Origin of the sequence: Kineococcus endophyticus, from assembly GCF_040796495.1 — a bacterium.
Lineage (GTDB): Bacteria > Actinomycetota > Actinomycetes > Actinomycetales > Kineococcaceae > Kineococcus > Kineococcus endophyticus.
Genome location: NZ_JBFNQN010000001.1, coordinates 296,662 through 310,010, shown reverse-complemented (window position 1 = coordinate 310,010; position 13,349 = coordinate 296,662). Strand labels below are relative to the sequence as shown.

Here is a 13,349-nt window from a genome sequence, read left to right as displayed (position 1 = left end):
GCGTTCGGCGGGCCCACGCCCGGACCACCCGTCGGCAGGGCACGCGCCAGGACGCACCTGGGCGCAGCGCGACGCCCCCCTCGCGCTCCGGCGGGGGCGTGGTGAGAGGATCACGAGGAGCAGTCACCAGCACAAGCCGACCTCAGGAGCATTTCGTGGCAGGTGCCGCCGGGCAGGAGTACGACGTCGTCATCCTCGGGGGAGGCAGTGGGGGCTACGCCGCCGCCCTGCGGGCCGCCGAGCTGGGGCTGTCCGTGGCCCTCGTGGAGAAGGACCTCCTGGGAGGGACGTGCCTGCACCGCGGGTGCATCCCGACCAAGGCGCTGCTGCACGCGGCCGAGGTCGCGGACACGGCACGTGAGTCGGAGACGTTCGGCGTGCGCGCCAGCTTCGACTCCGTCGACATGGCGGGCGTCAACAAGTACAAGGACGGGATCATCTCCCGCCTCCACAAGGGCTTGCAGGGGCTCGTGAAGTCCCGCAAGGTCGAGCTGGTCGCCGGCACGGGCAAGCTCGTGGCCAAGAACACCGTCGAGGTCGACGGCACCCGCTACGTCGGGAAGAACGTCGTCCTGGCCTCCGGTTCCTACTCCCGCAGCCTGCCCGGTCTCGAGATCGGCGGCCGGGTCATGACGAGCGAGCAGGCGCTCGCGCTCGACACCGTCCCCGAGCGCGTCGTCGTCCTCGGCGGCGGCGTCATCGGCGTGGAGTTCGCCAGCGTCTGGCGCTCCTTCGGCGCCGACGTCACGATCGTCGAGGCCCTGCCCCACCTCGTCCCGCTTGAGGACGAGGCCGCGAGCAAGGCGCTCGAGCGCGCGTTCCGCAAGCGCGGCATCACGTTCTCCCTCGGCGTGCGCTTCGCGGGCGTCGAGCAGTCCGACACCGGCGTCGTCGTGAAGCTGGAGGACGGCAAGACCTTCGAGGCCGACCTCATGCTCGTCGCCGTCGGCCGCGGCCCGAACACCGCCGGCCTCGGCTACGAGGAGCAGGGCATCACGATGGACCGCGGGTTCGTCCTCACCGACGAGCGGCTGCGCACGAACGTCGAGGGCGTGTACGCCGTCGGCGACATCGTCCCCGGTCTGCAGCTGGCCCACCGCGGCTTCGCCCAGGGCATCTTCGTCGCCGAGGACATCGCCGGCCTGGACCCCAAGCCCGTCGACGAGCTCGGCATCCCCAAGGTCACCTACTGCGAGCCCGAGGTCGCCTCCGTGGGCCTCACCGAGGCCAAGGCGCGCGAGAAGTACGGGGACGTCGACGTCCTGGAGTACAACCTCGGCGGCAACGGCAAGAGCCAGATCCTCGGTACCACCGGTTTCGTGAAGCTGGTGCGGCAGAAGGACGGTCCCGTCGTGGGCGTCCACATGGTCGGCTCCCGCATGAGCGAGCAGGTCGGCGAGGCCCAGCTCATCGTGAACTGGGAGGCCTACCCGCAGGACGTGGCGGAGCTCGTCCACACGCACCCGACGCAGAACGAGGCCGTCGGCGAGGCCTTCCTCGCGCTGGCCGGCAAGCCCCTGCACTCGCACGCGTAGCCGACCGACCACCCTGAACCCGCGGCGTCTCCCAGGCGCCGGAGACCGTCCGTGAGGAGAACCGAACAGATGTCGAACTCGGTGCAGATGCCCGCTCTCGGCGAGAGCGTGACCGAGGGCACCGTCACGCGGTGGCTGAAGCAGGTCGGCGACACGGTCGCCGTCGACGAGCCGCTGCTGGAGGTGTCCACCGACAAGGTCGACACCGAGATCCCCTCGCCCGTGGCCGGGGTGCTCCTGGAGATCCTCGTCCCCGAGGACGAGACCGCCGAGGTGGGCGCGGACCTCGCCCGCATCGGTGAGGAGTCCGAGCAGGGCGGCGGTTCCGGTGGCGGCTCCGGCGACGCGGCCCCCGCGCAGCAGGAGTCCCCCACCCCGCCCTCGACGCAGGACGCGCAGTCCGCCCCGGAGTCGGCGCAGGAACCCGACCCCGAGCAGCCGCCGGCCGCGGCCGCCGCGCCGAGCTCCGGCGGTTCCGGCCAGGCCGTGCAGATGCCCGCGCTGGGCGAGTCCGTCACCGAGGGCACCGTCACGCGCTGGCTCAAGGCCGTCGGCGACAGCGTCGAGGTCGACGAGCCGCTGCTGGAGGTCTCGACCGACAAGGTCGACACCGAGATCCCCTCCCCCGTGGCCGGCACGCTGCTGGAGATCCTCGTGGGCGAGGACGAGACGGCCGAGGTGGGCGCCGACCTCGCCCGCATCGGTGACGCCTCGGCCCAGAGCGCCCCCGCCCCGCAGGAGAGCCCGGCCCAGGAGGCCCCCCAGCAGGAGGCCCCGGCGCAGGAGGGCACGCTCGCCGACGAGGTCGAGGAGCGCCAGGCCGCTGAGAAGCAGGCCGAGGAGTCCACGCAGCCGTCGGCCGGCTCCTCCGGTGAGCCCGCCGCGGCGCCGGCCCAGCCCGCGCAGCAGTCGCCGTCCGCTCCCGCACCGGCCGCCGAGTCCTCGGCACCGTCGAGTGCGCAGGCCGGCGCGCAGTCCACGGGGGGCAGCACCTACGTGACGCCGCTCGTGCGCAAGCTCGCCAAGGACCTCGGTGTGGACCTGTCCTCCCTCACGGGGACGGGCGTCGGCGGCCGCATCCGCAAGCAGGACGTGCAGGAGGCCGCGGACAAGGCGGCCGAGGCCGCCAAGGCCGCGCAGCAGCAGTCGCAGGCCCCCGCCGCGGCGCCGTCGGCGCCCGCCGCCAAGGCCCCGGCCGTCGAGGTCTCCCCCAAGCGGGGCACGACCGAGAAGATGTCGCGCCTGCGCAAGGTCATCGCCCAGCGGATGAAGGAGTCGCTGCAGAACTCCGCGCAGCTGACCACCGTCATCGAGGTGGACGTCACCAAGGTGGCGCGGCTGCGAGCGCGCGCGAAGGACTCCTTCGCCGCGACCGAGGGCGCGAAGCTGACGTTCCTGCCGTTCTTCGTCAAGGCCGCGGTCGAGGCGCTCAAGCAGCACCCCTCGCTCAACGCCAGCATCGACGGCGAGAACATCGTCTACCACGGCAGCGAGAACATCTCGATGGCCGTGGACACCCCCAAGGGCCTCATCACCCCCGTCATCAAGGACGCGGGCGACCTGAACCTCGGTGGGCTGGCGCGCAAGATCTCCGACCTGGCGGCCCGCACCCGCGCCAGCAAGATCACCCCGGACGACCTGTCCGGCGGCACCTTCACCATCACCAACACCGGCAGCATCGGGGCCCTGTTCGACACCCCGATCCTCAACGCCCCGCAGGTCGCCATCCTCGGCACCGGCGCGCTCGTCAAGCGGCCCGTCGTGCTCACCGACGCCGACGGCCAGGACACGATCGCGGTGCGCTCGATGATGTACCTCGCCCTGTCCTACGACCACCAGATCGTCGACGGGGCCGACGCGGCGCGCTTCCTGCAGACCATCAAGAAGCGCATCGAGGCCGGCGAGTTCGAGGGTGAGCTCGGGCTCTGACCCAGCTCCACCGCAGCCCCGTTCCTGCCGCAGGGACGGGGCTGCTCCCTTTCCCCCACCACCACCTTGGAGTGTGCTCGTGCGCGTCGTCGTCAGCGGGGCCAGCGGTCTCATCGGTCGTCACCTGGTGGCGCACCTGCGGGGAGCGGGGCACGACGTCCTGACGCTCGTGCGCCGGCCCGTGCGCGAGCCGCACCAGGTGCAGTGGGACCCCTCGCGCGGGGAGTTGGACCCCCGCGCCCTCGGGCGCCTGGACGGGGCCGTCAACCTCTCGGGCGCCGGCGTCGGGGACCAGCGCTGGACCGACGACTACAAGCGGACCATCCTCTCCTCGCGGTTGGACACCACGTCCACGCTCGTGGGCGCCCTGCTCCGCCTCGACGAGGCGCCGCAGGTCCTCGTCAACGCCTCCGCCATCGGCGCCTACGGCGACGGCGGTTCGGCGGTCCTGACCGAGGACGCCCCGCGCGGGGACGACTTCCTCGCCGACGTCGTCGCGCAGTGGGAGGGCGCCACCGAACCGGCCTCGGCGGCCGGGGTCCGCGTGGCGCTCGCCCGGACCGGTCTGCTCGCCAACCCCGTCGGCGGGGCCTTCGGGCAGCTCCTGACCCTGTTCAAGCTCGGCCTCGGCGGCCCGCTCGGCAGCGGACGGCAGTGGTGGAGCCCCATCACGATGCCGGACGAGCTCGCGGCACTGGAGTTCCTGCTGACCCGGCCGGTCTCCGGGCCCGCCAACCTGACCTGCCCGGAGCCGGCGACGAACACCGCCCTGACGACGGCGCTCGGGGCGGCCCTGCACCGGCCCTCCCTCGTACCCGCGCCGGGGTTCGCGCTGAAGCTCGTCCTCGGGGAGTTCGCGGGGCAGGTGCTGGCCAGCCAGCGGGTGGTGCCGTCGGTGCTGCTCGAGCACGGCTTCACCTTCCGCCACCCCGACGTCGCCGCGGTGACGGGCTGGCTCGCACGGGCCTGACCACCCACCCCCGTCCGCCGACGGTCACCCGACGGCGCTGACGCGCCACTCCCCCGCGACCCGGTCGAGGGTGAGACGAGAGGTGCGCGCGGCGCCGGCCGGGACGGTCGTCCGTGCCCCGGCGGCCGAGACGACGACGTGCTCCGCCGTGGTCACGTCGGCCTCCAGCACCCATCGGTCGGCCGTGCGCTCCACCTCGCGGACCGCACGGACGTCGAAGGCCAGGGTCTCGAACGTGGTGCCGCTCGCCGCCAGGTCGGCGAGCACCGCCTCGTCGGCCGCCCGGGCCGCGGACCCGGCGACGTCGACACCCGACAGGGCGTCCGCGGACCCCGCCGCCAGCGCCGACGCCCGCCGGTCGGCGAGCACCCCCACGACCGCCGCCGCGTCGTCCCCGCGCAGCACCTCGTCCCCGTGCAGCACTCCGTCCCCGCGCAGCACCTCGTCCCCGCGCAGCACTCCGTCCCCGCGCAGCACCTCGTCCCCGCGCAGCACTCCGTCACCCACTGCTGCCTCGCCACCCGGTGCGTCGTCGCCGGGTGGAGCCTCCACGACGCCGGGAGGGGCGGTGACCGTCGCGGTCTCGGCGGCGGGCGCGGGCGACGGTGCGTCCGCCCGGCCGTGGAGCGCGAGCAGAACGGCGGCTCCCGCCACGACCGGCAGCGCCCCGGCCACGAGGAGCAGCCGTCGCCCCGGCCGCGCGGGACGGACGGCCGCGCGGGAGGCGCCCCGACGGCGGGGGTCGGGCCGGGCGGACGCCCGGCGGGCGGTCGCTCGGCCCGCCGGGCCGGTCGAGGACCCCCGGGACGGGCGCGCGGGCGGCGTGGCGCCCGCACCGTCCCCGAGGTCGGGCGCGGGACCGGGTTCGGGGTCCCCGCCGGCGCCGGCGACCCCGGCACCGGCGAGGCGGTGCGTGACGCCCGGGGGCGCCGGGACGGGACCGGCGGCCGCAGCGGCCGGGACGGGCAGACCGCGCACGGGCCGTGGACGGGCGGCCGCCGCCACGGCGGTGGCGAGCTCACCGGGCGTGGGTCGGCGTGACGGCTTGCGGTGCAACCCCTCGCGCACGGCCGCGAGCAGGGCCCCGGATCCTCCGGCCGGCAGCGCCGCGGCGGCCCGCCGGTGCGCCTGGCGGGCCCCGAACGCACCGGAGGCGACGGGCGTCTCGCCCGTGAGGGCCCACCAGGCGAGCGCCGCGAGGCCGTACACGTCCGAGGCCGCCCCGACGCCCTCCCCCGCGAGCGCCGCGGGATCGGCGAAGCCGGGGGTGCCCAGGACGCTGCCGTGCCGCCGGCCCAGCGCGCGGGCCACGCCCAGGTCCGCGAGCAGCGGCTCCCCCCGAGCGTCCAGCAGGACGTTGCCGGGGGCGACGTCGCCGTGGACGACCCCGGCGGCGTGCAGGTCCTCCAGCGCGGGGCCCAGCACGTGCAGCAGGCCGCTGACCTCCCCCGCCGACAGCCGGCGCCGCTGGGCCAGCACACCGGCGAGCGACCCGCCCGGGGCCAGGTCGAGGACGAGCACCGGCCGGCCCTGCGCGTCGGTCGAGATGTCGTGCACGGCGACGACCCGCGGGTGCCGGACCCGCCGCAGCAGGGCGAGCTCGGCGAGCAGGTCGGGGCCCTCGTCCGGCGCCGGCGCGGCGGTCGCCGACAGCACCTTCAGGGCCCGCTCGACCCCGTCGGTTCCCGTCCCGGCCCACACGACGCCGGACCCACCGGCTCCCAGGAGCCGACCGACGGCGTACCCGTCGACCTCGGGGGCGAGGCGGCGCGGGTCGTCCCCGAGCGCGGAGAGCGCCTCGCGCCGCCACTGCCGCCCCGGACCGGCCGCTGCTGCGCGCGCTCCGGCGGTAGCGGTCGGGGTGGCGCCCAGGGGCCCGGTGGTGGGCCCGGTGAGGGGTTCGGAGACGGTCACCCGGACAGGGTGGCGCACGCGCGGGGACTGCCGCGCTGGTTGTCCACAGGGTCGATACGCTCAGGGGCGTGACCGCTGGCACCTCCCTCGACACCGCCCACCCGCCGACCGCCGTGCGCACGTCCGCGGAGGTGGTCGTCGTGGGCGCGGGCCTGGCCGGCCTCGTCTGCGCGCGCCACCTGCACGCGGCCGGCGTCGACGTCCTGGTCGTCGAGGCCGCCGACACCGTCGGTGGTCGCGTGCGCTCGGAGACCCTCGGCAGCTTCCGCGTCGACCGCGGCTTCCAGCTCCTCAACCCCGCCTACCCCGAGGTGGAGAAGGTCCTCGACCTCGACGCCCTGGACCTGCAGCCGTTCGACGCGGGCGTGGCCGTCCACCGCGGCGGCAGGGTCGCGACGCTGCGCGACCCGCGGCGGCACCCGACGGCGCTGCTGCAGGCGCTGCGCTTCCCGCTCGGGTCGGCAGGTGAGAAGGCGGCCGTGGCCCGGTGGCTGCTCAAGGTGACGTCCGCCGGAGACCTCAAGGACCCGGACTCGGGCTGGTCGGACGGTCTGGACGCCGCTGAGGTGCACGGCGAGCTGCGCTGGTCCGTCCTCGAACCGTTCCTGGCCGGTGTCCTGGGTGAGGTGGACGGGACGACGTCGCGCCGCTTCGTCGACCTGCTCGTGCGCACCTTCCTGCGCGGGACGCCGGGGCTGCCCGCGGGCGGCATGCAAGCCGTCCCCGACCAGCTCGCGGCCGGACTGCCGGCCGGGTCGCTGGCGACGGGGGTCACGGTGCGGCACATCGGGCTGGCTCCCCGGTCCCTCGTCGTGGAGACGGCGGGCGGCGGCATCACCTGCGACGCCATCGTCGTCGCGACCGACGCCCACGCGGCGGGTCACCTCGTGCCCGCGCTCGACGTGCCGGACAGCAACGCGCTGTCGACGTTCTGGTTCGGCGCCCCGTCCTCCCCGGCGCCGGACTCGCGCGCGAAGCTGCTGCACCTCGACGGCGACCGCACCGGTCCGGTCGTCAACACCGCGGTCGTGTCCGCGGTCGCCCCGAGCTACCTGCAGCCGGGGTCGGAGCACCGCGCCCTGGTCAGCGCGCAGGTCCTGGGCGCCGACACCGGCGCCGAGGTGGAGCGTCGCGTCCGCGAGCAGCTGGCCCGCGTCTACGGCGCCCACACGGCCGAGTGGACGCGCGTCGCCGCGCACTCGATCCCGCACGCCCTGCCCGTCGTGGCGCCGCCGTTCGAGGGCTCCCAGCCCGTCGACGTGGGGGACGGCGTCTTCGTCGCGGGCGACCACCGGGAGAACGCCTCCCTGCAGGGTGCTCTCGTCTCCGGGCGCCGCGCGGCCGACGCGGTGCTGACGAAGACGTTCGGGCGCAGCGGTTCCGCGCGTGCCAGCTGAACGCCCGACGATCGTCGCGACGTCCGGCGGCTGGACCCGCCGGGAGCTCGGGGGCGTGGACTGGGCGGGGACGGCTCATCTCGCCGTCCATCTCGCCCGGGTCCCCTCCGGGCGGGCGCCGCGGCTGACGTACCTCGGCACGGCCGGGGGTGACCAGCGGGCGTGGGCTGCGGAGGTGCACGCGGCGGGCAGCCGTGCCGGGTTCCGCACGACCGTCCTGGACCTGTTCCCGATGCCCGGCGTGGCCGACCCGGCCGGGCAGCTCCTGGCCTCGGACGTCGTCTGGGTCGGCGGCGGCTCGGTCGCGAACCTGCTCGCCGTGTGGCGGGTGCACGGCCTCGACGCGGCGTTCCGGGCGGCCTGGGAGGCCGGGGTCGTCCTCGGGGGCGTGAGCGCCGGGTCGATCTGCTGGTTCCAGGGCGGGACGACGGACTCCTTCGGCCCGGACCTGCGGGCCGTGACGGACGGGCTGGGGCTGCTGCCGTACGGCAACGGCGTGCACCACGACTCCGAGCCCACCCGCCGCCCGTTCGTCCAGCACCTCGTCGGCACCGGCGTGCTCGGCGAGACGCACTGCACCGACGACGGCGTGGGTCTCGTCTACGCCGGGACCGACCTCGTCGAGGCCGTCACCGAGGTGGCCGGTAAGGGCGCCTACGTGGTGCGGCGGGACGGGGACGGGGTCACCGAGACGCGGCTGGAGCCGCGCCTGCTCCCCCGCTGAGGCCGGCCCGTGTGCACCGGTCCACACCGGCCGCACAGGTCGTTCAGGGCCCGTTGCGGGGATGGGGACCGATGGTCGGGGGGTCAGCACCCGAGCAGGAGGACCTCCCGTGGACGCACCGCACCAGCAGCAGCCGACCGGCCCCCGGTCCGGTCCCCCGTCCGGTCCGCTCGAGGGCCGGGTCGTGGCCCCCGTCGGCTTCACCGGCCCGCCCCCGGGCGCGGCGCACGGCCAGGACCCGACGCTGGTGCAGGGGCCCGTCTGGGCCTCGCTCACCCCGCCGCCGGCCGCGGTGGCGTGGCCGGGAGCGCCCGTGGCCCCGCGACGTCGCCGGTGGTTGCCGGCCGCTCTGGCGGGGGCGGGCGTCGTCCTCCTGCTCGGCGGCGGGCTCGGCGGGTACGCGGTCGGCCAGGCCGTGGCGGGGACGGGCGGTGCGACCGGCGCCGGCACGACGGGGCAGGTGGTGCCCGGTGACGGCACCGTCCCCGGCGGTGACGGCGGTGCCGGGGGTCCCGGTGGCCCGGCCGGCGACGGCTCCGGCCGGCAGTTCGGTCAGCAGGGTCAGCTGGGCCAGGGCCAGCTCGGCCAGCAGGGCACGGACGGCACCGGGACCGACGGCGGTACCGGGACGGACGGCGGGACCGGGACGAGCGGCACCGGCTCGACCACCACCACGTGAGCGGAGGCGCGACGTAGGCTGCCGGGGTGACGCAGGCCCCCGCACACCCCGCTCCTGTCGTCGCCGGAGCCGGGGCGGGACTGCGGATCGAGCGGTTCGGCCTCGGTGAGCGCCGGGTGCCCTACGAGGAGGCCTGGGAGGCGCAGCGCCGGCTGCACGCCGCCGTCGTGGCGGGCGAGGCCCCGGACACCGTGCTGCTGCTGGAGCACGAACCCGTCTACACGGCCGGGCGCCGCACGAACTCCTGGGAACGGCCCGACGACGGCACCCCGGTCGTCGACGTGGACCGCGGCGGGCGGATCACCTGGCACGGACCGGGGCAGCTCGTGGGCTACCCCGTCGTCCGGCTGCGCGGCCCCCTCGACGTCGTCGGGTACGTGCGCCGGCTCGAGGAACTCCTCATCGCCGTCGCCGCCCGGTTCGGGGTGGAGGGGTACCGCGTCGAGGACCGCACGGGGGTCTGGACGGCCGACGCTCCGCTGGCGCCGGGGTGGCGGGCGGAGAACAAGCTGGCCGCCATCGGCGTCCGCGTCGCCCGGGGCGTGACGATGCACGGGTTCGCGCTGAACTGCGACACCGACCTGCAGGGTTTCTCCCACATCGTGCCGTGCGGTTTGCCGGACGCGGGCGCGACGTCCCTCAGCGCCCGGGCCGGTCGCCGGGTGGACGTCCTCGCCGCCGCCGACGTCGTCACCGAGCTGCTGCCCGCGGCCGGTCTGCCCGGCTGACGGGGAGCGGGATCAGGGCAGCAGTTCCAGCGCCGACGAGCGGGCGTACCGGACGCGCAGGGAGCGCAGTTCCGCCCGCGAGGTCGAGGCGCGCTGCAGCACGTCCCACATCTTGCGGTAGCGGGTGGCCCTCCAGCGCAACAGGTTCCGCGGCGGGGTGTCGGGGAAGAACGTGCGGTGGACGGCGGCGTAGTCGCCCGTGCCGATGCCGTGCCCGGCCGAGGCCTCGTGCAGCCGCACGTGCAGGGAACGTCCCGGGACCTCGACGAACCGCCCCCGCAGGAGCAGTTGCCCGAGCAGCACCTGGTCGGAGGAGGGGTAGCTGCCGAGCTGGTCGGTGGCCCACAGCGCCTCGCTGCGCACCAGTCCCGACAGGTAGGCCAGGACGGCGATCGACGAGGGTCCGTTGATCATGTCGATGAACTGCTGCATGCGGCGGCCGGGGGTGGTGTCCCAGGTGAAGGACGCCGGCTCCCCGCCCCCGCGCGCGGGCCCGCCGGCGCCGTCGATGAGGTCCCAGGAGGGGACGGCCAGGACGGCTCCGGGATCGGCCTCCAGCGCGTCGACGCAGTCCTGCAGGTTCGTGGGGTCGACGAGGTCGTCGGCCATGGCCCAGCGGAAGTACCGCCCCTGGGACAGCTGGAAGACGCGGTTGAAGTTCCGCGCCAGCCCGATGTTCGTGGGGTTGCGGACGGAGCGGACGCGGGGGTCGGCCGCGGCGAACTCCGCGACGATCTGGGGCGTCCGGTCGGTCGAGGCGTTGTCGCAGACGATCAGCTCGAAGTCGCCGAAGGTCTGGTCGAGCAGCGCCGTCAGGGTCTGCTCGAGGTAGGCCTCGCCGTTGTGGACGGGAACTCCCACGCTGACGAGCGGGGGGTGCCCAGGCCTGCGGTCGGTCACGGATGCTCCCGGGAGGGGCGACACCCGGGCGGTGTCGGCTGCGAGGAGCCTGCACCCGGGAACGTGAGGGTTCAACTCTCCCCTCAGGTGACAGCGTCACCGCCGGGGACGTTCCGTGACCGCCGCTCGGCGCTCAGAGCTGCGGCGCCACCTGCGAGGCCACGAGTTCGAGGTGGTCGAGGTCGGACAGGTCCATGACCTGCAGGTACAGCCGCTCCACGCCGGCCTCGGCGTAGCGGCCGACGGTCTCGACGACCTCGCCGACGGTTCCGGCGATGCCGTTCTCGCGCACCTCACCCGGTTCCCGGCCGATGGCCTGCGCGCGCCGGGTGAACTCGGCCTCGTCGCGACCGCAGACGAGCAGCAGGGCCGCCGAGAACGTCATGGTGCCGGGGTCGCGACCGACCGCCGTGCACGCGGCCCGGACCTTCTCGAAGCGTTCGGCGGTCTCGGCCGCCGAGGCGAACGGGACGTTGAACTCGTGGGCGTACCGCGCCGCGATCGCCGCCCCGCGCCGCTTCGCCGACCCGCCGACGACGACGGGGACCGGGTCCTGCACGGGTTTGGGCAGCGCCGGGGAGTCGACCAGCTCGTAGTGCTTCCCCGCGTGCGAGAACGTCTCGCCCGACGGGGTGCCCCACAGGCCGGTGACGACGGCGAGTTGCTCCTCGAAGCGGTCGAACCGCTCCCCCAGCGACGGGAAGGGGATGCCGTAGGCGCGGTGCTCCTCCTCGTACCAGCCCGATCCCAGGCCGAGTTCGACGCGGCCGCCGGACATCTCGTCCACCTGCGCGACCTGGATCGCGAGCACCCCGGGGTGGCGGAACGTGGCGGAGGAGACGAGCGTGCCGAGCCGGATCGTGCTCGTGTCGCGGGCCAGCCCGGCCAGCGTGGTCCAGGCGTCGGTCGGACCGGGCAGCCCGTCGCCGCCCATCGTCAGGTAGTGGTCGGACCGGAAGAAGGCGGAGAAGCCCGTCTCCTCGGCGGTGACGGCGACCCGGCGGAGGGTCTCGTAGGTGGCCCCCTGCTGGGGCTCGGTGAAGATGCGCAGGTCCACGCGGTCATCCTGTCCTCCCGGGCGCGGCGGACCTCTGGCAGGGTCGGGACATGACCCCGCCGTCCGCCTCCGCCGCGCAGCCCTCCTCGACCGGCAACCCGCAGTCCCTGCTGCCGAGCACCCACCGCCGGCTGGACCACCTGCTCGCCGCCGAGCAGGTCGCCTCGCGGTTGCCCTCGGTCGTGGCCGGTCTCGTGCGCGACGGGGCGCTCGTCTGGAGCGGCGGGGCGGGCACGACGGGCCTGGACGGCGGCGCCGGGACCGCGGGACGGCCCGGTCCGGACACGCAGTACCGCATCGGGTCCATCACCAAGACGTTCGTGGCGGCCGCGGTGCTGCGCGCGGTCGAGGACGAGGTCGTCGGCCTGGAGGACCCCGTCCGCGCGCACCTGCCGGAGCTGGCCGACGGCGTGGGCCGCGTCACCGTGGGGCAGCTGCTGGGCCAGGCCGGCGGGGTGCAGGCCGAGACGGACGGGCCGTGGTGGGAGCGGACCGGCGGCGGGGACTGGGACAGCCTGGTGCCGCTGCTGGGCGAGAGCGCCGTCCGGCACCGCCCCGGCACGCGCTTCCACTACTCCAACGTCGGCTTCGGGGTCCTGGGCGAACTCGTGGGCCGCGTCCGGCAGGGCACGTGGCGCGAGGTGCTGCGCACCGAGTTCCTCGACCCCCTCGGCATGGACCGCACGACGATGCGGCCCGTCTCCCCCGCCGCGCGCGGCCTGGCCGTCCACCCGTGGGCCGACGTCGTCCTGCCCGAACCCGAGCACGACGCGGGCGCGATGGCCCCCGCCGGGCAGGTCTGGTCGACCGTCCTCGACCTCGCACGCTGGGCGGGCGTGGTGGGCGGACGCTCGGAGGTGCTGCGCCGCAGCACGGTCGAGGAGATGTGGCGCCCGCAGACCGTCGACGACGCGCGGGGCGCGGGCTGGGCCGCCGGGTACGGCCTCGGCCTGCAGCTGTGGAACGCCGGCGGCCGGCGGTACGCGGGGCACTCGGGGTCCATGCCCGGGTTCGTCGCGATGCTGCGCGTCGACGTCGAGACCGGGGACGGCGTCGTGGTCCTGGCGAACTCGACGACCGGGTTCGGCGACCTGCCGGTCCGCCTGCTGCAGACGCTGGTCGAGGCCGAGCCGCACTCGCCGCAGGCCTGGGTGCCCCGCGACGTGCCCGCCGACGTCCTCGCCCTCGTGGGGCCCTGGTACTGGGGTCCGGCGCCGCTGTCCCTGCGCGCCGTGCGGGTCGGCGCTCAGGACGGCCTGGAGCTGGCCGGGCTCGGCGGACGCGGCCGCGGGTCCCGGTTCGTCCGCGCCGAGGGGGTGCCCGGCGCCTGGCGGGGGTTGGACGAGTACTACGCCGGGGAGCTCCTGCGTCCCGTGACCGGCGCCGACGGATCGGTCTCGCACCTGGACCTGGCGAGCTTCCGCCTCACCCGCACCCCCTACGACGCGGCCGCGGACGTCCCCGGCGGCGTCGACGAGGGCGGCTGGACCGCCACCCCGTGAGACCGCCCCGTCCT

11 protein-coding genes are annotated in these 13,349 nt (G+C 75.6%); 8 read left to right on the top strand and 3 right to left on the bottom strand.

Going from position 1 to position 13,349, the window contains the following annotated elements; all coding sequences use genetic code 11:
• The first annotated feature begins 155 nt into the window (after positions 1-155).
• The 3 genes from lpdA (at position 156) to AB1207_RS01485 (ending at position 4,434) form a co-directional block, all read left to right on the top strand.
• Positions 156-1,535, top strand: a complete 1,380-nt coding sequence (gene lpdA / locus AB1207_RS01495) for a dihydrolipoyl dehydrogenase (RefSeq protein ID WP_367635995.1) — start codon at positions 156-158, stop codon at positions 1,533-1,535.
• Positions 1,536-1,604: 69 nt separating this feature from the next.
• Positions 1,605-3,464, top strand: a complete 1,860-nt coding sequence (gene sucB / locus AB1207_RS01490; protein ID WP_367636146.1) for a 2-oxoglutarate dehydrogenase, E2 component, dihydrolipoamide succinyltransferase — start codon at positions 1,605-1,607, stop codon at positions 3,462-3,464.
• Between the two features lie 79 nt (positions 3,465-3,543).
• Positions 3,544-4,434, top strand: coding sequence for a TIGR01777 family oxidoreductase (locus tag AB1207_RS01485; RefSeq protein ID WP_367635994.1), 891 nt, complete (start codon positions 3,544-3,546; stop codon positions 4,432-4,434).
• A 24-nt stretch (positions 4,435-4,458) separates the two neighbouring features.
• Here AB1207_RS01485 and AB1207_RS01480 read toward each other — a convergent pair whose 3' ends face one another.
• Complete coding sequence (locus tag AB1207_RS01480; RefSeq protein WP_367635993.1) at positions 4,459-6,348, bottom strand: protein kinase domain-containing protein; 1,890 nt, start codon at positions 6,346-6,348, stop codon at positions 4,459-4,461.
• 68 nt (positions 6,349-6,416) lie between these two features.
• Here AB1207_RS01480 and AB1207_RS01475 point away from each other — a divergent pair, with 68 nt between their 5' ends.
• From AB1207_RS01475 to lipB, 4 genes are all read left to right on the top strand, one after another.
• Positions 6,417-7,745 carry an NAD(P)/FAD-dependent oxidoreductase gene (locus AB1207_RS01475; RefSeq protein WP_367635992.1) on the top strand — a complete coding sequence of 443 codons (1,329 nt, stop codon included), beginning with the start codon at positions 6,417-6,419 and terminating at the stop codon, positions 7,743-7,745.
• Positions 7,735-8,469 (top strand): Type 1 glutamine amidotransferase-like domain-containing protein, encoded by a 735-nt coding sequence (locus tag AB1207_RS01470; protein WP_367635991.1) that lies wholly within the window; start codon positions 7,735-7,737, stop codon positions 8,467-8,469. Before AB1207_RS01475 ends, AB1207_RS01470 begins: the two co-directional genes overlap by 11 nt.
• Before the next feature lie 109 nt (positions 8,470-8,578).
• Positions 8,579-9,148 (top strand): hypothetical protein, encoded by a 570-nt coding sequence (locus AB1207_RS01465; protein ID WP_367635990.1) that lies wholly within the window; start codon positions 8,579-8,581, stop codon positions 9,146-9,148.
• Between the two features lie 80 nt (positions 9,149-9,228).
• Positions 9,229-9,876 carry a lipoyl(octanoyl) transferase LipB gene (gene lipB, locus AB1207_RS01460; protein ID WP_437178850.1) on the top strand — a complete coding sequence of 216 codons (648 nt, stop codon included), beginning with the start codon at positions 9,229-9,231 and terminating at the stop codon, positions 9,874-9,876.
• A gap of 12 nt (positions 9,877-9,888) precedes the next feature.
• Here the strand turns inward: lipB and AB1207_RS01455 are convergent, their stop codons facing one another.
• Together AB1207_RS01455 and AB1207_RS01450 are read right to left on the bottom strand one after the other, a co-directional pair.
• A complete protein-coding gene (locus tag AB1207_RS01455) occupies positions 9,889-10,776 on the bottom strand; it encodes a glycosyltransferase family 2 protein (protein ID WP_367635989.1) in 888 nt (295 codons plus the stop codon).
• A 133-nt stretch (positions 10,777-10,909) separates the two neighbouring features.
• Positions 10,910-11,833: an LLM class F420-dependent oxidoreductase gene (locus AB1207_RS01450; protein WP_367635988.1), complete on the bottom strand. Its 924-nt coding sequence runs from the start codon at positions 11,831-11,833 to the stop codon at positions 10,910-10,912.
• A 50-nt stretch (positions 11,834-11,883) separates the two neighbouring features.
• Between AB1207_RS01450 and AB1207_RS01445 the strand changes: the two genes are divergently transcribed.
• Positions 11,884-13,335, top strand: a complete 1,452-nt coding sequence (locus AB1207_RS01445; RefSeq protein ID WP_367635987.1) for a serine hydrolase domain-containing protein — start codon at positions 11,884-11,886, stop codon at positions 13,333-13,335.
• The last annotated feature ends 14 nt before the right edge of the window (positions 13,336-13,349 follow it).